The organism is Alicyclobacillus fodiniaquatilis, from assembly GCF_042678105.1.
Taxonomy (GTDB): Bacteria; Bacillota; Bacilli; order Alicyclobacillales; family Alicyclobacillaceae; genus Alicyclobacillus; species Alicyclobacillus fodiniaquatilis.
Genome location: NZ_JBHUCX010000074.1, coordinates 51,803 through 70,345, shown reverse-complemented (window position 1 = coordinate 70,345; position 18,543 = coordinate 51,803). Strand labels below are relative to the sequence as shown.

The 18,543-nt window shown below is 53.2% G+C and carries 19 protein-coding genes; 12 read left to right on the top strand and 7 right to left on the bottom strand.

Annotation, left to right across the window (positions count from 1 at the left end):
* Nucleotides 1-89: 89 nt before the first annotated feature.
* Complete coding sequence (locus ACFSB2_RS18555; protein ID WP_377944582.1) at nt 90-341, bottom strand: DUF3243 domain-containing protein; 252 nt, start codon at nt 339-341, stop codon at nt 90-92.
* 184 nt (nt 342-525) lie between these two features.
* Here ACFSB2_RS18555 and ACFSB2_RS18550 point away from each other — a divergent pair, with 184 nt between their 5' ends.
* Entirely contained in the window at nt 526-816 is a 291-nt protein-coding gene (locus ACFSB2_RS18550) for a hypothetical protein (protein WP_377944581.1), read from the top strand.
* Nucleotides 817-941: 125 nt separating this feature from the next.
* Here ACFSB2_RS18550 and ACFSB2_RS18545 read toward each other — a convergent pair whose 3' ends face one another.
* Nucleotides 942-2,228 carry a DNA polymerase IV gene (locus ACFSB2_RS18545; protein WP_377944580.1) on the bottom strand — a complete coding sequence of 429 codons (1,287 nt, stop codon included), beginning with the start codon at nt 2,226-2,228 and terminating at the stop codon, nt 942-944.
* A 118-nt stretch (nt 2,229-2,346) separates the two neighbouring features.
* Here ACFSB2_RS18545 and argR point away from each other — a divergent pair, with 118 nt between their 5' ends.
* Nucleotides 2,347-2,793, top strand: a complete 447-nt coding sequence (gene argR / locus ACFSB2_RS18540; RefSeq protein WP_377944579.1) for an arginine repressor — start codon at nt 2,347-2,349, stop codon at nt 2,791-2,793.
* A 40-nt stretch (nt 2,794-2,833) separates the two neighbouring features.
* The gene (gene cysK, locus ACFSB2_RS18535) at nt 2,834-3,751 is read left to right on the top strand and encodes a cysteine synthase A (protein WP_377944578.1); all 918 of its coding nucleotides are present in this window, start codon (nt 2,834-2,836) and stop codon (nt 3,749-3,751) included.
* A 208-nt stretch (nt 3,752-3,959) separates the two neighbouring features.
* Here cysK and ACFSB2_RS18530 read toward each other — a convergent pair whose 3' ends face one another.
* A complete protein-coding gene (locus tag ACFSB2_RS18530) occupies nt 3,960-4,835 on the bottom strand; it encodes a helix-turn-helix domain-containing protein (protein WP_377944577.1) in 876 nt (291 codons plus the stop codon).
* A gap of 161 nt (nt 4,836-4,996) precedes the next feature.
* On the opposite strand from ACFSB2_RS18530, the gene ACFSB2_RS18525 reads away from it, so the two are divergent.
* Complete coding sequence (locus tag ACFSB2_RS18525) at nt 4,997-5,776, top strand: phytanoyl-CoA dioxygenase family protein (protein WP_377944576.1); 780 nt, start codon at nt 4,997-4,999, stop codon at nt 5,774-5,776.
* Between the two features lie 102 nt (nt 5,777-5,878).
* Here the strand turns inward: ACFSB2_RS18525 and ACFSB2_RS18520 are convergent, their stop codons facing one another.
* Nucleotides 5,879-6,877 carry a hypothetical protein gene (locus ACFSB2_RS18520; RefSeq protein WP_377944575.1) on the bottom strand — a complete coding sequence of 333 codons (999 nt, stop codon included), beginning with the start codon at nt 6,875-6,877 and terminating at the stop codon, nt 5,879-5,881.
* Nucleotides 6,878-7,239: 362 nt separating this feature from the next.
* Here ACFSB2_RS18520 and ACFSB2_RS18515 point away from each other — a divergent pair, with 362 nt between their 5' ends.
* On the top strand, nt 7,240-7,383 hold the full coding sequence (locus ACFSB2_RS18515) for a hypothetical protein (protein ID WP_377944574.1): 144 nt from the start codon (nt 7,240-7,242) through the stop codon (nt 7,381-7,383).
* A gap of 143 nt (nt 7,384-7,526) precedes the next feature.
* Here the strand turns inward: ACFSB2_RS18515 and ACFSB2_RS18510 are convergent, their stop codons facing one another.
* The 3 genes from ACFSB2_RS18510 to ACFSB2_RS18500 form a co-directional block, all read right to left on the bottom strand.
* Complete coding sequence (locus ACFSB2_RS18510) at nt 7,527-7,751, bottom strand: hypothetical protein (protein WP_377944573.1); 225 nt, start codon at nt 7,749-7,751, stop codon at nt 7,527-7,529.
* Nucleotides 7,748-7,972, bottom strand: coding sequence for a hypothetical protein (locus ACFSB2_RS18505; protein ID WP_377944572.1), 225 nt, complete (start codon nt 7,970-7,972; stop codon nt 7,748-7,750). Before ACFSB2_RS18505 ends, ACFSB2_RS18510 begins: the two co-directional genes overlap by 4 nt.
* A gap of 109 nt (nt 7,973-8,081) precedes the next feature.
* Nucleotides 8,082-9,008, bottom strand: a complete 927-nt coding sequence (locus ACFSB2_RS18500) for a YitT family protein (RefSeq protein ID WP_377944571.1) — start codon at nt 9,006-9,008, stop codon at nt 8,082-8,084.
* Nucleotides 9,009-9,307: 299 nt separating this feature from the next.
* Between ACFSB2_RS18500 and ACFSB2_RS18495 the strand changes: the two genes are divergently transcribed.
* From ACFSB2_RS18495 to pyk, 7 genes are all read left to right on the top strand, one after another.
* Nucleotides 9,308-10,615, top strand: coding sequence for a DRTGG domain-containing protein (locus ACFSB2_RS18495; RefSeq protein ID WP_377944636.1), 1,308 nt, complete (start codon nt 9,308-9,310; stop codon nt 10,613-10,615).
* Between the two features lie 6 nt (nt 10,616-10,621).
* Nucleotides 10,622-13,621 carry a DNA polymerase III subunit alpha gene (dnaE, locus tag ACFSB2_RS18490; RefSeq protein ID WP_377944570.1) on the top strand — a complete coding sequence of 1,000 codons (3,000 nt, stop codon included), beginning with the start codon at nt 10,622-10,624 and terminating at the stop codon, nt 13,619-13,621.
* Between the two features lie 104 nt (nt 13,622-13,725).
* Complete coding sequence (locus ACFSB2_RS18485) at nt 13,726-14,235, top strand: phosphatidylglycerophosphatase A family protein (RefSeq protein ID WP_377944569.1); 510 nt, start codon at nt 13,726-13,728, stop codon at nt 14,233-14,235.
* Nucleotides 14,236-14,530: 295 nt separating this feature from the next.
* A complete protein-coding gene (locus tag ACFSB2_RS18480; protein ID WP_377944568.1) occupies nt 14,531-14,725 on the top strand; it encodes a glutamate decarboxylase in 195 nt (64 codons plus the stop codon).
* Between the two features lie 15 nt (nt 14,726-14,740).
* The gene (gene accD, locus ACFSB2_RS18475) at nt 14,741-15,634 is read left to right on the top strand and encodes an acetyl-CoA carboxylase, carboxyltransferase subunit beta (RefSeq protein ID WP_377944567.1); all 894 of its coding nucleotides are present in this window, start codon (nt 14,741-14,743) and stop codon (nt 15,632-15,634) included.
* Nucleotides 15,624-16,580, top strand: coding sequence for an acetyl-CoA carboxylase carboxyltransferase subunit alpha (locus ACFSB2_RS18470; RefSeq protein WP_377944566.1), 957 nt, complete (start codon nt 15,624-15,626; stop codon nt 16,578-16,580). Before accD ends, ACFSB2_RS18470 begins: the two co-directional genes overlap by 11 nt.
* A gap of 135 nt (nt 16,581-16,715) precedes the next feature.
* Nucleotides 16,716-18,473, top strand: coding sequence for a pyruvate kinase (gene pyk, locus ACFSB2_RS18465; RefSeq protein WP_377944565.1), 1,758 nt, complete (start codon nt 16,716-16,718; stop codon nt 18,471-18,473).
* Nucleotides 18,474-18,543: the final 70 nt, after the last annotated feature.

Here is an 18,543-nt window from a genome sequence, read left to right as displayed (position 1 = left end):
TGTCATCAGGAAAATAAAGGATCAAACTGCAAAAACAGTCCCGTTCACCTGCGTGGCGAACGGGACTGTTTTTGCAGTATCCAGACTGATTAGTGCGCTTTATCGGACATTTTGACCATGACGCTGGCAATCGCCCGACGTTCTTCTTCGCTGCCACAGTCCCACATCTCTTTCAGCAGGCGCTGCTCGTCGTTCTTTGGATCCACTTTATCCGCCAAAAACTCGCCCATTTTCGAGGCCACATTCGTGATTTGGTCCTCGCTGAAGCCCATCGACTCAGCCCGGTCGATATGCTCGCCCAAAAATTCGCGCCACTTATCAAAATTGTTCAACACACCCATTTGCTAAACCCCTCCTTGACGAATGCTGTGTACCCCTACAATGTGCCGCATCATGGGCGGCGGTATGCGTGGGCAATTGCGGAAGTCTGTGATGAAAAGAATGCACAAAGCGCGGTTGTTTTGCATATTCCCGCAAAGACAAGCATACAAGTGGACAAGAAAAGAAACAGGAAGGGGCATGCGCATGCGTCGCAAAATCAGCAATGTGGCCAATGGCCGTGAAAAAGCATTTGTTTATACCTGCGCACTCGTGGCATTATCTGTTTACGCGGTTCCGCGCCTACCGCAAATGACGCATGGGTTGGCAGGGACATTCACTGTGCTATGGTTATTGTTTGTCGCGCTGTGTGTGGGGGCAAACCTCTACTTTTTAATCGGTGCAGACAAGGAGCGCAAGCGATTGCTCGATGCGCGAACAACTGGCGCGCGCGCTTCTGTGCCAGAGGAAGCGCAGATGCGCCAAGTTCGCGGTTGATGCCTGTCAAACTCACTTGGCGCTGCGCGTCAACCAGACGACAAGGCCGATGGCGCAAACGAGACAAAGTAGAATGGATCCAATCGGATCCAACGTGCCATTCAAAAACTCGCCATGCATGAACATTACTCCTCTTTTTCAAATAACTGGTCGGTTTGCAGCGATGTGCCGCGTGTGCGATGATTGCGCAGCGCATTGCTGACGTCCGGTTCTAACATCCTGCCTCGAATGATGATATCCTCGCCAAAGCGATTGCGCAATGTGTCCGTCACTTTGGTCAATTTTTTCAATTTCTGCATGTGTGTAAATTCCGCCTTAAGGTCATCTGCGCCAAATAACTCCGTCTGTATGCTTGTTTTTGCAGTATCCTTGGCCGCCAAATCACAAAGCGCCACACCAAGTAGGCGAACAGGCCGATTCATCTGCCAGTTTGATTGTAACAGCATCTTCGCGTATTGATAAATATGTTCTGTCAAATCGGTCGCATAGGGCATGGTTGTGCGTCGCGTGATGGTGTTTCGATTCGCATAGCGAATGGTGATGGCGACGCTTCGGCCGACGGCTTGATGCTTGCGCGCGCGTCGCCCGACTTGGTCCGCCAAATTGAGCAGGATGCGCTGAAGCGCCTCTAGTGTGGCGACATCTTCGGGGAGTGTGACAGAATGTCCGACACTTTTTGCCGGTTTCCGCTCGTTTGAGACCGCTCTTTCATCCTGCCCGCATGCCATCGCTTTGAGGAAAACGCCGCGAACGCCAAACGCCGTGCGCAATCGATTTGCGTCGCAGGCAGCCAATTGGCCAATCGTGCGAATGTTCATAGACCAGAGTTTTTTGGCCGTTTGCTCGCCGACACCATGCATTTCTCCGACGGGCAAGGGCCAAAGCACGCGGCGGAAGTTGTCTTGTCCAATATAGATGATGCCCAGTGGTTTTTTTAGATTGCTGCCCATCTTCGCAAAAAATTTGCAGTCTGCGACGCCAATGGAGCAGGGGAGTTTGAGTTCTTCTAGAATCGTATCTTGAATAGTGTTTGCAATCTGTACACTGTCGCCAAATTGCCGACTGCCTGTGACATCGGCATAGCATTCATCAATGCTGACGATTTCGACTAAAGGCGTAAATCTTCGCACAATGTCAAATACTTTTCTTGAATACGAACGATACAGCGAAAAATCGGGCCGAATCAAGATGAGTTCCGGGCAGATTCGCAACGCTTGCGGGACTGTCATCGTTGTGCGCACGCCGCGTGCGCGCGCTTCATAGCTAGCGGTCACAATCACACCGTGTCGCGTCTCGGGGTTACCTGCTACGGCAATTGGCCGATGTGCGTATTGTCTCGGGTCGTTCGCGCTGTGACAGGCTGCATAAAACGCGTTCATGTCAATGTGGAGAATCTGCCGCACCGATGCCATGAGAAAGTCTCCCTTCTTCAATCAGTTTAATAGAGCGATGCGCGTGATACTACCCCGCGCCGAAAAGTGGCATGAACACATTGGCAATTTGGATGTGGAATGTAGGAGGATTTTACCATTGAAAGAACAGCGCCTGATGCGCATTCGTGAACTGGTCAGCCAATTTGAAATCGAAACACAAGAGGAACTTGTCCATGCGTTGGAGCAGTCTGGCCTCAATGTCACGCAGGCAACCATCTCCCGTGACATCAAGGAACTGCAGTTGATTAAAGTCGTCGGATCGAACGGCAGGTATAAATACGCGATTCCATATGTGGCATCGGCCATCACACTTGACGGATTGCGCCGCAAGCTTGCAGATGTCTTTGTGTCGCAGGCGCGCGCGAAAAACTTGGTCGTCATCAAAGTGTTGCCCGGAAATGCCCAGGCCATCGGCGCGATGATTGACAGTATGAATTATCAGGGGCTGCTTGGCACCATTGCCGGAGATGACACCATCTTGCTCGTTTGCGCGGACGATCCCGATGCAGTGCGACTGCTGGACGCTTTGCTCGGAGAACACTGATGCGGCAAAAGATGCCGACTTCATAGGGTGGGATAGACGTATGCCGCTTTACCAATCCATTTTAGACCTTGTTGGCAACACGCCAATTGTTCGTCTCAATCGCGTTGTAGATGACAATGGAGCGAGTGTGTACATCAAGTTGGAAGGCAAAAACCCGGCGGGCAGTGTAAAGGACAGGGCGGCTTTAAACATGATTGCGCGTGCAGAGGCCGAACAGCGGCTGTTTCCGGGCAAAAGCACAGTCATTGAACCGACTTCCGGCAACACGGGCATTGGACTTGCAATGGTCTGCGCCGCGCGCAATTATCGCTGTGTCATCACGATGCCAGAGAGCGCGACCGAGGAACGTGTCAAACTGCTACGCGCCTATGGGGCGCAAGTCTATTTGACGCCTGCAAAACTGGGGATGAGCGGCGCAATTGAGGAAGCCAAGCGAATAGCGGCGCAAACGCCTGACAGTTTTGTGCCGATGCAGTTTGACAATCCAGCCAATGCTGATGCGCATCGCCAGACCACTGCTGTGGAAATCTATGAGGATTTTTCAGGCCGCTTGGACGCGTTTGTGTTGACCGCTGGCACAGGCGGAACCGTGACCGGGACAGGGGAAGAATTGAAAAAGAAAATCCCGAACCTGAAAATTTACGTGGTCGAACCGAAGGGATCACCAGTGCTGTCCGGGGGCGCGCCGGGACCGCACAAAATCCCAGGTACAGGTCCGGGATTCGTTCCCAGCATTCTCAATCGGGAAATTTACGATGAGATTTTGTTGATTGCGGATGCGGATGCGCAAAATATGGCGCGGCGTCTCGCCAAGGAAGAAGGCATTCTGTTAGGTGCTTCCGGGGCAGCGTCTGCGTTCTTTGCCGTGCAATTGGCGCAATCGATGCCGAAAGAGGCGCGTGTGCTCTGTATGGCGCCGGATACGGGTGAACGCTATTTGTCATCTGACCTGTATTGATGCTTCGACACATCGCAAAGATGGGTCTTGAGACCCATGTTGGCAACTTGCATACTTTGTATACTATAAATGTGGTGTAGATAGCGTAGTCTACACTGTACCTACAAAACCCCGATACTTTGCGTCATGCGCAAAACCTGCCGGATAGGCAGGTTTTTTTTTTCGCCGCGAGCCATTGCGGTATTTTATGTCCGGGATTTGCCTGTGGTCAAACTCGATGTTGTTTGCGATAGGCAGATGGGGGGACTTGGGATAAGTTCGTGAAGACGCGTGTGAAGTAATGAATGGAGGAAAAACCGGTCATCAGCGCGATGTCCTTGATGGAGTGATCCGTCTCAGACAGCAGTTGTCGAGCATAGGAAATCCGTTCGTTTTGCACAAACGAATTGAAGCCGATGCCTGTGGTCTGTTTGAACAGCCGCGATAGATGGCGGCTCGATACATGCAAATAATCAGCCACATCGTTCAGCGGCAGTTGGTGGGCAAGATTATCTTGGATAAATTGAATGGCGCGTTCTAAAAGCGGGTTCCCTTTCCTCGTGGGATGGATTTTCCCGCGGGTTTGGAATACCTCAAAGGCACTTGGAAATGAAGTGAGCAAACTCATGCCCAGTGCTGCCAAAGTATCGGATTGGGCAGGTCTCGCCTGGCCAGCAGCTTTGACCAGTGCCTGCCAAATCAACTGTGTAACGGTATTCTGCGCTTGCGAAACCACCACTTCATTGACAGATTTGATCCGCTCAAACTGTTCTACCCAGTTGCGCGAACTGTCTGCTTTGGCGATGTCAAACGCGACAAACAACAATTCCATCCCCGTTGCGCTTTTGATTTGATGGACGACACCGGGACGTGACAGAAACAAGGTGTCGTCTGTGAGCGCAAATTGCACTCCATCGTCGATATACAATCCTGTGCCGCTTACCACGTAACAAATCTCAAAAAACGAATGCTTGTGCAGCAAATTGTCAAGGTGCCTGTTGTCCATGCCCCAATAGTGCACGTGGAATGCAACTTGCGCGTTGTGGATATCGCGCACTTCCGTATTCAAAATATGTGATGTCTGTTCCGTTGGGAACCCCCACATCGTCATCCATCCTTGCCTGGCGGGATTGATTTGGTCTGTTTTCTACAAAAACTTGACTGTATCCTGCAAAGACGGCGGGATAGATGTATTTTACAATGAAAACGTTCACATGAATCAGGACTTGCTGGTTCACTCCACATTTGAAGGGAGATCTGGAACGGATGATCACACAAGAAGACATCGAATTTTACAAAGAGAATGGATACCTGTTGGTTCGCGGTGTATTTAACTCGTCAGAAGTCGAGGAAATGCGGACGGCGATTGACGGCATTTTGGATAGGGCGGCCAAATCCAAGTTTGACAGGTCCGCGACGTGGCAGGGAGATTATCTGCCGCCAGAGGAATTGAAAAAACTGGTACTTAAAGGATTTCACGACGTCCATTATCACGACGCCGCATTTTTGCAAGCGCTGGCGCATCCGAATATGCGCGCCGTTTTATCTGGTTTGATTGGGCCGAACGTACAGTTGCACCATTCCAAGATGCTTGTCAAGCCACCTGAAAAAGGGGCAGCATTCCCACTCCATCAGGATCATCCGTATTTTCCGCACGATAACCACTCCATGCTCGCCGCAAGTGTGCACCTTGACGACTCCGATACGGAAAATGGCTGTTTGTGCGTGATTCCGGGCTCACACAAAGAAGGGCCAATCCAACATGTAGGCAGCTATTATTTGGACCACAGGGAATACCCTTTGTCGAAAGCCACACCGTGTCCAGCAAAGGCTGGGGATGTACTGTTCTTCAGCTACTTGACGATTCACGGTTCCGACATCAACCGCAGCGACCGCGTGCGGCGGAACGTATTGTTCCAATATCGGGATCCGGCCGATCCGCCCACAAAGAAGGTGCATGTCAACTGGGGACAGGGATTGATGGTCTGTGGCAAGAACCCTGTGTTCCGGGAGTATAAACCGGATGGTCCGTCCGATATTGAATGAATCGCGGCAAGCCGCCGTGCGCTTGGTGGGACAGTGCAAATAAAGCGTGCAAATAGAGCAAGCAGATGTTCTTTGCTAAGCTTGTGTTGCGCTTTGGTCCCCCTATTGCGCACTGGCCTGATTTTGCATTGCTTGAATCACGGATTGTATCGTTGCAGCCGCCTGGGCGATATCAGAAGCTTTCTGCTGTTCGTTTTTCGCCATCTGCACGAGCGTTGTCTTCATTGTGCTGGTTTGTCGCTGTTTTGCTGCTTGTTGCAAGTGAGCAATTTGTTCTTCGACCTGATTTTGCAACCCCAGCGCGTTCTTGAGCTGTGTCAGCGCTTGTGCGACGTCAGCTTCAGGCGCACTCAGCGTTGTATCGTCGGTGGTGGCTGTCAAATCGGAAAAGTTTGTGATGTAGGTCTGTACCACCGAACTCAGTTGATTCTGAGCCGCTTTATCCCTGTTGGTGGCCGTATGATAAGCCGTCAACGCGTTTTGCAACTGTGTCTGCCAACGTGGTGTTGTCGATTTGGCAGGTGCAGTGACCCCTGTCGATTTGGGTGCTGTCGCAACCTTTTTGGCAGGGGCTTTTTTAGGTGTGCCACTCACGGCAGGCGTGGTGTTCTTCTCCTTATGTATCGGTGCAACCCCAGTCGGTATATGGATTGTGTCGTTTGTGTTGTTCGTGCGTGCAAATCCACTTGTATTGTTTGCTTTAGGTGCGATTTTGTCTGTTGACCTTCTTGCTTTCGGTGAGGTGTTTGGCAAATTCTCCGTCGATTTTTCCCCTGTTGTCTCGCGCGATTGAACGGATGAAGGTGGCGCCTTCTGTTGGTATTTGTCAATCGCCTGTTCGAACTGCGTCACAATTTGATTCAGGTTTGTCATTGCCTGTTTGGCATCGATATTCGCTGGTTTTTTTGTATTCGCCTTGATAGGTGGCATATATTCGTTCTTGTCATGTGGATGGTATTGTTTTTGTTGTTTATTAAAAAATTGTGAAATGTGTCCTGTGCCTGTGTGTATCACACAATCTGCATACGCCACATGTGCACTTGTGCCCAAAATACCAGCTGTGAACAAGGACAGCATAGATAATAGGACAGGCTTTTGCATGGATACACCTACTCTCCTACAAAATCATGGAAGCACTCCACAAAGGACATGCACTATAAGAATGCACGATTTTTGGCCGACGCTCAAACTTATATTTCTGCATCGCCGTTAAAATTCCTGTGGAAAGTCGTAGGGATCGGCTTTTTCATCAAAGTACATAGACCACCGTGCGTGATGCATCCTGCACCAGCAGAACCCTGAAAGTGCCAGTCAATCGGGCATTGCGGATGGCGCAGCACCAAGGCGCAGTATGATTTTCAGGGTCGGCGCGAATAGATTTTCAACAGCCATGCCGGGCGATTACCCAATCAAGCAACACATTCCATGAGTACACTACAGCATCTCGTGAAGGGGGTGCTTCCATGTACGGAGCATTCGGTGGTTACACGCGCTGGGCTGTTGTGTTTTTGATTATCTTTGTACTTTTCTTCCTCTTAGTTCCAGCTTACGGTGCAGTAGCTCCATCTTGTGGTTGTGGCGGCGGTGCAGGCATCGGCGCTTATTAATTTTTGAAGGGGTGCCGAGTGTTATCGCATCTGCATGCGGCTACGGTACAACTAAACAGGAAATGGAAGAGCCGAATCGGAATGATTCGGCTCTGTGATTGACCATCTGTGGGCATTTGTATTTTCGTTCTGACACCGCGTGGTTATTTCTGATTTGTCAGTTCTTCTTGAGGCTGTCGCCTAATCGCCGCTTGACGCAGCTTTTCCACAGCATAGGCAAACACAGCCGCTGCTGCGAACAAGAGGAAATGTTCCAACTGGTGTCCGAATCCTGCTTTGAAATCAATCAAATTGGGCAGAAACACCAGCAGTATCACCACTGCGCAAATGTAAATCAACATCACATTGCGACCGACGGTGGACTTCATGAAATCACCTCGTGATCTTTCGTCGACGAGAAATTGTCCCTCGCTGTGACGCGGGTCCACCAAGCGATTTGAAGTCCGACAAGCGCGCCAGCCAACAAGTAAAGCCCATGTGTCAGCGCGTGGTGCAGCGAGCTGGTTTCCGACCAACTGGCGACACCCGGCCACAACGCTGTGACAATGGCCATCAGCGCAATGACGAGTGTGATTGGAATTTGCACCATGGTTGCATCCGTCCTCCCTGAGATATGACCCTCGACAATGATTTTTACAAGTTTGGGCGGTTTTGCGAGAGGTTAAACATATCCCAGCAAACACAGGTAAACGGTTTGTTCACAGGTTGAGTTGACGGAACTGGCCGACGACCTCCGTCGTGTCCAGAATGGTCATAAACGCGTGTGGGTCTACAGCGCGGACAATCTCCTTCAAGTCGCTCATCTCCAAGTGTGTCATCGCACACAAAAGCACGCCACGCTCCGTATGGGTGTATGCGCCAGAAGCCGGGATGATGGTGCTGCCACGGACCAGGCGTTCGCCTATCGCCTTGGCGAGAATTTCTGGTTGAGCTGTGACAATCAGCGCAGTCTTGCGATGCTGAAAATGCATCAATGCGCTGATGACGCGGGAACTCGCGAACATGGAAACGAGCGTGTACATCCCAGCAGGCACGCCAAACACGAAGACAGACAGGAGGACGATGACGACATTGATGATGAATCCGGTGGAACCTACACTTTTTCCCGTCAAGCGGTGGATGACGAGACTCAGGATGTCTGTGCCGCCCATGGAGCCGCCGACGCGTATCACCATCCCAGAGGACAAACCAGCAAGCACGCCGCCGTACAAGCCCATGAGGAGCGGATCGTTGACGGTTGTAAAATGGAGATGCACCGCATCTGTAAACACGGAAAAACCGATGATGGCAATGCCGGTGAGCAAGATAAACTTCTTCCCTAGATATCGATAGCCCAGCAGGAACAAAGGGATGTTGAAAATAAAAAAGAGCGTGCCCAGTCCTATAAAATGCAGATAGTGGTGAATGATCTGTGCGACGCCGGTGATGCCTCCCGCTAAGATGTGAGCTGGGCTTAGGAAGTTATTTACGGAAATCGCGCCGATAAAATCAGCGACAATGACGACCGCGATGCGCCAAGTCCAGTCGAGTATAGGATGGTTTGGTGAATTCATGCGCATCAATTGTCGTGTCGCAGAATTGACCTTCGCGGGATTGACTTTCATAAAAACTGAACGCTCCTTCATTTTCATATGTCTCCTAGGCATCAGTGTACACTTGTTTTGCGTGATCGAATCAAGCGAAGTTCGGTTAAAATGAAAATAGACCGCCATGCGTGATGCATCCCGCATCAGCAGAACCATGAAAATACAAGTCAATCAAGGCATCGCGGATGGCGCGGCACCAGGGTATCGACTTTGTTCCCAAGGTAGTAAGAACAAATGCCGCCATCCTGAAAACAAAGTCGTCACCGGGCATTTTCGCCGACGCAAGGCGCAGCACATTTGGCGGTGATATGGCTGTTCGACTTGACGGAGGAACAAATTTGGCAACCAAGCATCAACAAATTCTCGATTATATCGATTCACTGCCGCCAGGGGCGCAGATTTCCGTGCGCAAAATTGCGCGTGTGCTCGATGTTTCGGAAGGGACTGCCTATCGCGCCATCAAAGAGGCTGAAGCCGAGGGCTTGGTGAGCACGATGGATCGGATTGGCACCGTCCGCATTGAGCGCAAACAAAAGCAACAGATTGAACGTCTGACGTTTGCGGAAGTGGTCCGCATTGTCGAAGGCACTGTGCTTGGCGGGCGAAATGGCCTGCACAAATCGCTGGGGCGCTTCGTGATTGGCGCAATGCAGACGGACGTCATTGTCCGCTATTTGAATCCTGGCAGTCTGATGATTGTCGGCAATCGAGAGCAGGTCCAACATCTGTCGTTAAAGCATGGCATGGCTGTGTTGATCACCGGTGGATTTACGGCCTCCTCGACGGTCGAACGACTGGCAAACGAGTATGATCTGCCGCTTATCTCCTGTACATATGACACATTTACGACCGCGATGCTGATCAATCGCGCGTTGTACGATCGGCTGATCAAAAAAGATATTTTGTATGTGGATGATGTGGTGCGAAGTCAGCAATTGAGCACTTTGCGCGTGAATCAAACGGCGCGCGACTATTATCGCTTGGTGGCTGAAACAGGCCATTCACGCGTCCCTGTGTTGGATGACGCGGGGAAATTAGTGGGCATCGTCACGGCGCGGGACATGACGGAGTCGGTGGACGATGCGCCGATTGCCTCGTATATGACACGCAACCCCGTCACTGTGACGCCGAAGACGACGATTGCCTCTGCTTCCCACAGGATGGTTTGGGAGGGTGTCGAGTTGATGCCGGTTTTGCGCAATCGGCAATTGGTTGGCGTCCTGACGCGGCAGGATGTCATTCGCGCCTTGCAGATGATGAATCGCCAGCCGCAAGTGGGCGAGACGGTCGAAGATGTCATTGTCCGTGAGTTTGCCGAGGTGGTCACACCCGATACGACGCTGATTCGCGGCGAAGTGACCCCACAGATGACGACGAGCGGGGGAACCTTGGCCAGCGGCGCGCTGACGACACTGATTCACGAGGCTGCGCGCGTGTGCCTGCGCCGCGTGCGCAAAGTGGAAATAGTCGTGGAGAATCTGACGATGTACCTGCTCAAACCTGCGGCGGTGGACACCCGCATCGAAGCGGTCGCACAGGTGCTTGATTTTGGTCGACGCTACGCGAAAGTCGAGGTCGTGGTGCGGGAACGGGCGGATGAGGTCATCGCCAAAGCGCTCTTGACGGCCCAATGGATTGAGAGGTGAGATGATGTGCATGATTTTGTTCATTTGCACGTGCACAGCGCGTATTCGCTGCGGGAAAGCACATTGCGTTTGGAAGAGATGATTGCGGATGTGGCAACCTATGAGATGTCAGCGGTGGCTTTGACCGATACAAACGCGATGTATGGCGTTGTTCCGTTTTACCAAGCGGCCAAGCGTGCGGGCGTGCAGCCGCTGATTGGCGTTCAGTTCGACGTTCAACTGGAGGCGGTCGATCCGTCGGCCATGCGAATGCGCGGGAAATTGGCCGAGGGGATGGACAGGGCGGTCGTGATCGCCCGCAATCTCGATGGATACCGAACGTTGACGAAGCTTGTGACACAGGCGCGGCAGCGCCATGTGCAGCCGTTTATCACCTTGGATGAGTTGGCGGTAGGGGCAAGCGATGTGATTTGCCTGGTCGGCGGCGGCGAGTCGTTGCTCTTGCGCCAGTTTGCTGCGGCGGAAATGGAACAGGCGGCGCTGCACTTGACCCGTTGGGCCAACGCCTGCGCACAGGGTCAACTGTATGTCGATGTGCAACAACATCAACTGCCGTTGGAACAAAGCGGGTTGCCGCGGCTCTTGGAGACGGCAAAACAGCTGGACATTCCCTTGGTCGCCACAAACGATGTGCACTATCGGCGCAACGAGGATGCTGCTTTACAGCGGGCGTACGCCAAGCTGGAGTTCACCGATGCAGATGCGCGCTGGCCGAACGATCAGTTTGCGTTCGTCAGCGGCGAGGAAATGGCTGCCCGTTTTGCCCAATTGCCTGCCGCCATAGAGAATACAGCGGCGATTGCCGATATGTGCAATTTTGAATTCCCGCCATTTCAGGTGCGGATGCCCATTTACCCGACCAAGGATGGCCGTGCGCCGGATGTCGTGCTGCGCGAAGCGGCGACGGCGGGGGCCAAGCAGCGGTTTGGCGAGCAGTTGCCAGAGCATGTCGCGGCGCGATTGCAAACTGAGTTGGATATCATCTGTGAAATGGGATACGCCGATTATTTTCTTGTGGTGGCGGATTTTATCCGTTTTGCCCATCAAGCGGGCATCTCCACCGGACCAGGGCGCGGTTCCGCGGCAGGGAGCGTCGTAGCTTATGCCCTGCGAATCACCGATGTCGATCCCGTCGCAAACCAGCTTTTGTTTGAGCGTTTTCTCAATCCGGCGCGCGTGTCTTTACCTGATATTGACACCGATTTTGAGTATGAACGCCGGGGCGAGGTCATCGCTTACGTCGTTCAGAAATACGGTGTGGCGCATGTTGCGCAGATTGGCACGTTTGGCACATTGGCGGCTCGGGCAGCGGTGCGGGACGCAGGGCGGATGTTGCAGGCTGACGGGGCGCTCATCGACAAGTTGGCGAAAATGATTCCTGGTGTGCCGGGCATGACGCTCGCCAAGGCGCGTGAGGAAGTGCGGGGGATGAACAGCTGGCTTGGAACAGACGCAGCGGCCAAACAGCTATTTGACACCGCGTCCGCATTGGAAGGGCTGCCACATCACACGTCGACGCATGCGGCTGGCGTGGTCATCTCTCCGGACAAATTGACTGATTGGTTGCCGCTTGAGCAGGGGGCCGACAACATTCCAGTGACCCAGTACCCAATGGCCGACGTGGAAGCTCTGGGGCTGGTGAAGATGGATTTTCTTGGGCTGCGCAAGCTCACGTTGATGGATAACTGCATGCAGAGCGTAAAGGCGCGCCAGGGGCAGCAGATAGATTGGCGCGCAGTTCCGGAAAACGACGCCAAAACACTTCAAATGCTGACGCGCGGGGAGACCAACGGCGTGTTTCAGTTGGAATCGCCGGGGATGCGGCGGGTGTTGCGGCAAGTGCAGCCGACCACGTTGGATGATATTGTTGCGGTCATCTCACTCAACCGTCCGGGGCCGATGGAGAACATCCCGTTGTTTGCAGACACGAAGCATGGCAAGACGCCGCTGCGTTTTCCGCATCCTGATTTGGCGCCGATTCTCCGCGACACGTACGGCGTCATTGTCTATCAGGAGCAAATTATGCAAATTGCTTCGCGCATGGCTGGCTTTACGTTGGGCGAGGCCGATTTGCTGCGGCGGGCGGTCAGCAAGAAGAAACGGGAGATACTTGCGCAAGAGCGGGAGCGGTTTGTGCGCGGTTGCGTGACACGCGGCTATGAAGAGCAGGTGGCCAACGATGTCTATGATTTGATTGTGCGGTTTGCAGATTACGGTTTTCCGCGTTCCCATGCGGTAGCATATGCGGTATTGGCCTACCGGACGGCGTACCTGCGCGCGCATTATTTGGCTGATTTTTTGGCCGCGCTGATGACAATGGCGATGGCGTCCACCGACAAAATCCGCACTTACACGGAGGACGCTAAGCGGCATCAGATAGTGGTTCGTCCGGCTTGCGTACAACAGAGCCAGCGCGGTTATTCGGTGGATGCCGACGGACAGATCCGCACAGGGTTGTTGGCCATCCGCAATGTCGGCGAAGGCGCGGTCGAAAGCATCATCGAAGCCCGTGAGGCGCAAGCGTTCACTTCCCTGCGGGATTTTCTTGAGCGCGTCAACACGCGTGTCGTCAATCGCAAGGCCGTCGACAGCTTGCTTGCGGCAGGCGCGCTCGACAGCTTTTTCCCAGAGCGGGTGAGCGCGCACGCGAAAGCGCAGATGCTTGAAGAGGCGCAGCGGTTGGCTGATGAAAATCGCCAGTTTGCCGGGCTCGGTCTCCTGTTGGATACGAGCGGAAAAACAGCCGTCCAGGCAGCGCGGCAGGAAGTGTTGTACATTCGTTACCACCAAGCGGGCGCGGGTGATAAACAGACGTTAAAGCGCATTGAACAGGTACTGTCGTCTAGTCCTGGTCGCGTGTCGGTCGCATTATATGATGGTGCGACTCGCCGCATTCGCCTGCTTGGGGACAAGTGGAACGTCACGCTGTCGCCAGAGGTGATGACATTGCTGGAGGACATCGTCGGCATTGGCAATGTCAAAGTTGGCGTGAAGCAGCCTGTCTAAGCAGCCCTGACCTGCAAACTTTCGCGTGATTGTGGGGACTGTTAAGAAAAGGGAGTCATAGATTGGCCAGGCAACTCGTAGGGTGGAAGACAGGGGGAAATCACATGGCCCACAGCGTGATCGAACAATTGCAAAAAAGAGGCGTGGAACTGGCGGACATCGCCAGCATCGTGTATGAGCTGCAGGCGCCTTACCATCCGGATTTGACGGTTGGTGACTGCCTGAAAAGCGTGCAGCAGGTCCTGTCGAAGCGCGAGGTGCAGCACGCGATTTACACGGGGCTTGCCCTGGATTTGCTGGCGGAACAAAAGGCGTTGCCTGAACCGCTGCAGAGCATCATGGAAAAGGATGAGCCGCTGTATGGCGTCGATGAAATCGTCGCTTTGTCGGTGACGAATGTTTACGGTTCCATCGGGCTGACGAATTTCGGGTATTTGGACAAAACCAAGCTGGGCGTCATCGGGAAGCTGAATGCGCACGATACGCAAATTCACGTGTTTTTGGATGATCTCGTCGCTTCCGTAGCAGCGGCTGCCGCAGCGCGAATTGCCCATCAACATCACGCTTCGTCCTACAATGACGTGGCTGACGATGCGCTGGATCAGGGTGTGTGAGTGTATCTGCACTTTTGAAACAGCGCCTTCATTCTGGCGAGTGGACATGGAGGATAATGGAACCTGGTTACTCACTGCCGCAAGATTGTGTTATGGTATTGAGCGAACGCATTTCAGACGACGTGTGTTTCGCTTGTCTGTGACATGCTATAATGCGGGAAAGACCGCCATGCGTGATGCGTCCGCACCAACAGACCGTGAAAATACCAGTCAATCAGGGTATCGCGGATGGCGCGGCACTAGGTAGCGCATTATTTTAGGGTAGAATTTCAGTGATTGCTAGGAGCGGATGACCATGTGGACTGTCATCTATATCGCGCCTTCCGCCCGCCAGGCGGACCATATTAAGGACAAGCTGACAGAAGAAGGGTTCCTAGTGAAAGTAAAGGAAGCGCGCGGAGCGAAGCAACAGTTCGAGATACTCATTCCAGAGACCGAACTGGACGAGGGACAAGAGGTACTGAAAGACGTCTTGCATTCCTCTTTCTGACAATGAGGTGGAACAGTGTTAAAGGACTTGTTTTACAAGCGTCGACACTATGCCACATTGGGAAAAACCACGGAAAAGGAACCAACGCCGTCTACAAGCGTTGAAAAGGATATTCCCAAAGGGTTGGTGCGCAAGTGCGATGCGTGTGGCAATCTCTTGATGGCCAAGGAACTGCATAAACACGCTCATACGTGTCCGGAATGCGACTACCACTTTCGGGTGGATGCGCACACCCGCGTCGCGTTGACGTTGGACGAGGGCTCATTTCAAGAGCTGGATAGCACCATCAGCTCCGTCAATCCGCTCGGGTTTCCAGACTACGAGGAAAAACTGGCCAAAGCGCAGAAATTGACCGGTTTGACGGAGGGCGTTGTGACGGGCGAGGGCACCATCGACGGCTTGCCTGTGACCATCGGCGTGATGGATCCCAGTTTTATCATGGGCAGCATGGGCTCTGCCGTCGGCGAGAAATTGGCGCGCGTCATGGAACATGCGGCTAATACGCGAAAGCCGCTTGTGTTGTTTACAGCTTCTGGCGGCGCGAGGATGCAAGAGGGCATCCTGTCGTTGATGCAAATGGCCAAGACGAGCATGGCGTTGCGCCGCATGGATGATGAACAGGTCTTATTTATATCAATTATCACTCATCCGACGACAGGCGGCGTCAGCGCCAGTTTTGCAAGTTTAGGCGATATCATCATCGCTGAGCCCGGCGCGATGTTCGGGTTTGCAGGCCGCCGCGTGATCGAACAGACCATTCGTCAAAAGTTGCCGGATGATTTTCAGACGGCGGAGTTCAATTTGAAGCATGGTCTGGTGGATAAAGTCGTTCATCGCAAACAGTTGCGGGCGACGCTCGCGACCCTTGCCCGGATTCACGCTGCAAGGGGGTGGGCGGATGGCGAATGATCTCGACTTCGAAAAGCCCGTCGCGGAGTTGAAAAACAAGATTGAAGAACTGCGCGTCTTCATGGAGAAAAACGGGCTTGATTTGTCTGGGGAACTGCACAAGTTGGAAGCCCAACTGGCCGTGTTGACGGAGTCCACGTATAGTCAATTGTCGGCGTGGCAGCGCGTTCAGATTGCGCGCCAGCAAGGGCGGCCAACAACCCTCGACTACATCAAGGGCATTTGCACAGAGTTTGTCGAATTGCACGGGGATAGAAACTTCGGTGACGACAAGTCGATTGTCGGCGGGATAGGTTTGATTGGCAATCGTCCGGTGACCATCATTGGCCATCAAATTGGACGTGATACGAAGGAAAATATCCAGCGCAATTTCGGCATGGCGCACCCCGAGGGGTATCGCAAGGCTTTGCGCCTGATGCGGCAAGCCGAAAAATTCGGCAGACCGGTCGTGTTCTTCATCGACACCAAGGGTGCGTATCCCGGCATGTCGGCAGAGGAACGCGGGCAAAGCGAGGCCATTGCGCGCAATTTGATAGAAATGGCGGGTTTGAGGACGCCGACCATTTGTTTTGTCACCGGCGAGGGCGGTAGCGGCGGCGCACTCGGTCTGGGGATCACAGATAGGGTGTACGTCCTTGAGTATGCTTGGTATTCTGTCATTTCCCCAGAGTCTGCAGCGGCCATCCTGTGGAAGGACAGCGCGCTTGGGCCGAAAGCGGCCGAGGCGATGCGCATCACTGCGTACGATTTGCTCGAATTGGGCATTGCGGATGAAGTGATTCCCGAACCGAAGGGTGGCGTGCAAAAGCAGCCGGAAGTCGCCATTCAGGCGGTGCGTGCAAAAGTCATCGAGAGTTTGCAGGAACTCACGAAAAAGCCTATTGATGAACTGCTGGCTGAGCGCTACGATAAATATCGGGATATGGGAGAATACGCCCAACTGTAGCGAAGCGGTGTCCACCCAGGTGGTGGACATTCCGCTTTTTGCTTTGTTTAACGTGTCGCGCAAGGTTCTTCAAAGAATCAACAACAGCAAGAGCAACAACAAGAGAAAAGTATCTGAAAAAAGAGAGGTCTTAGCATGAGGAAAACAAAGATTGTTGCAACGATTGGTCCTGCCAGCGAGTCTGTGGAAATGTTGACGCGCTTGATAGAGGCTGGTCTTGACGTTGCTCGTCTTAATTTTTCACACGGTACATATGATGAGCACGCTGAACGCATTCGCCGCATCCGCGAGGCTTCGGCAAAAGTCGGCAAGCATGTGGGCATCATGCTTGACATTAAAGGTCCAAAAATTCGCACAGGGAAAATTCAGAACGGTCAAGTGGAATTAGAGGACGGCGCGGAAATCACGCTGACGATAGATCCGGTTGAAGTGGGCACGGCAGAACGCGTTTGGATTTCTTATGAAGGTTTGGTGGAAGACGTCTATCCAGGCGCGCCGATTCGCATTGACGATGGCTTGATTGGCCTCGAAGTCATCGATGTCAAAGGTCACGACATCCGTTGTAAAGTCACCAATGGCGGCACGTTGAAGGACAATAAAGGCATCAATGTGCCAGGCGTGACGCTGCGTATTCCCGGCGTGACGGAAAAGGATAAGAATGACATCATCTTCGGTGTCGAGCAAGGTGTCGACATGATCGCCGCATCCTTTGTGCGCAAAGCGGGCGATGTGCTCGAAGTGCGTCGCATTCTCGAAGCGCACAATTATTATGCGGACATCATTTCCAAGATTGAAACCCAAGAGGGCATGGAGCGCCTGGAGGAGATCTTGGAAGTTTCCAACGGCATGATGGTTGCCCGCGGCGATTTAGGGGTGGAGATTCCGACCGAGGAAGTGCCGCTCGCGCAAAAGCGTATCATTGCGCTGTGCAACAAATACGGCAAGCCGGTTATCACCGCAACGCAGATGCTCGACTCGATGCAGCGCAACCCACGGCCGACGCGCGCTGAAGCGAGCGACGTCGCCAATGCCATTTTCGATGGAACGGATGCCATCATGTTGAGTGGCGAAAGTGCCGCTGGCCGCTATCCCTATGAATCTGTGGCGATGATGGCGCAGATTGCCAAGCGCGCCGAGGCTGCGCTTCACTCGCACGAGGTGGATTACCGCCACCGCACAGCGCGCACGAAGACGGTCAGCGACGCGCTCGGACATGCTGTACAGACGATGGCTGCAGATTTGGACGCAGCTGCGGTCATTACAGTGACGACATCTGGTCACACAGCGAGAGCGATTGTCAAACACCGACCGATGACAAATGTCATTGCCGCTACGCCGAGCGCTGATGTCGCGCGCCGTTTGACTGTTTCCTGGGGAATTCATCCAGTTGTCGTTGAAGTGGATACCACGACGACGGATGCGGCTTTGGAAGGCGCTGTGCAAGGCGCGTTGCAGACAGGTCATGTACAAAATGGGGATTTGGTCATCATCATTGGCGGTGTGCCTGCTGGGCAGCCTGGAACCACCAACTTCCTGAAAGTGCACACCATCGCTGAAGTGGTCGCTCGCGGCACCGGCGTCGGACAAGCCGCTATCACAGGCCGCGCTGTGGTTTCGCAGAATCCGGATGAGTTGCTCAAAAACGCGCAAGTTGGTGACATCATTGTCACCAACTCGACAGATAAGGATGTCATTGCCGCGATTGAGAAATCCGCTGGCATCATTACCACGGAAGGCGGTTTGACCTCGCATGCCGCTGTCGTCGGCGTGTCAATGGGGAAACCAGTCATTGTCGGCGCCAGTGAAGCCATCGCCAGCATTCAAAACGGCGACATCATCACGGTAGATCCGCAACGTGGGCTGGTCTACCGCGGACGCGCGCAAGTGCTTTAATCGCCATCGAGATCGAGCCGTTCAGTGAACCTGTGGGGATTTGTAAAAAAGTCCCTGGGTCATTCAAACT

Bases quoted from the DNA above. Each gene is read 5' to 3' on its own strand.
- ACFSB2_RS18500 (WP_377944571.1), bottom strand. From the start codon at position 9,008: ATGAAGGAGCGTTCAGTTTTTATGAAAGTCAATCCCGCGAAGGTCAAT.
- cysK (WP_377944578.1), top strand. From the start codon at position 2,834: ATGCCGCTTTACCAATCCATTTTAGACCTTGTTGGCAACACGCCAATT.
- ACFSB2_RS18550 (WP_377944581.1), top strand. From the start codon at position 526: ATGCGTCGCAAAATCAGCAATGTGGCCAATGGCCGTGAAAAAGCATTT.
- ACFSB2_RS18545 (WP_377944580.1), bottom strand. From the start codon at position 2,228: ATGGCATCGGTGCGGCAGATTCTCCACATTGACATGAACGCGTTTTAT.
- ACFSB2_RS18520 (WP_377944575.1), bottom strand. From the start codon at position 6,877: ATGCAAAAGCCTGTCCTATTATCTATGCTGTCCTTGTTCACAGCTGGT.
- ACFSB2_RS18505 (WP_377944572.1), bottom strand. From the start codon at position 7,972: ATGGTGCAAATTCCAATCACACTCGTCATTGCGCTGATGGCCATTGTC.
- ACFSB2_RS18480 (WP_377944568.1), top strand. From the start codon at position 14,531: ATGTGGACTGTCATCTATATCGCGCCTTCCGCCCGCCAGGCGGACCAT.
- pyk (WP_377944565.1), top strand. From the start codon at position 16,716: ATGAGGAAAACAAAGATTGTTGCAACGATTGGTCCTGCCAGCGAGTCT.
- ACFSB2_RS18510 (WP_377944573.1), bottom strand. From the start codon at position 7,751: ATGAAGTCCACCGTCGGTCGCAATGTGATGTTGATTTACATTTGCGCA.
- ACFSB2_RS18555 (WP_377944582.1), bottom strand. From the start codon at position 341: ATGGGTGTGTTGAACAATTTTGATAAGTGGCGCGAATTTTTGGGCGAG.
- ACFSB2_RS18515 (WP_377944574.1), top strand. From the start codon at position 7,240: ATGTACGGAGCATTCGGTGGTTACACGCGCTGGGCTGTTGTGTTTTTG.
- ACFSB2_RS18470 (WP_377944566.1), top strand. From the start codon at position 15,624: ATGGCGAATGATCTCGACTTCGAAAAGCCCGTCGCGGAGTTGAAAAAC.
- ACFSB2_RS18485 (WP_377944569.1), top strand. From the start codon at position 13,726: ATGGCCCACAGCGTGATCGAACAATTGCAAAAAAGAGGCGTGGAACTG.
- ACFSB2_RS18530 (WP_377944577.1), bottom strand. From the start codon at position 4,835: ATGTGGGGGTTCCCAACGGAACAGACATCACATATTTTGAATACGGAA.
- ACFSB2_RS18525 (WP_377944576.1), top strand. From the start codon at position 4,997: ATGATCACACAAGAAGACATCGAATTTTACAAAGAGAATGGATACCTG.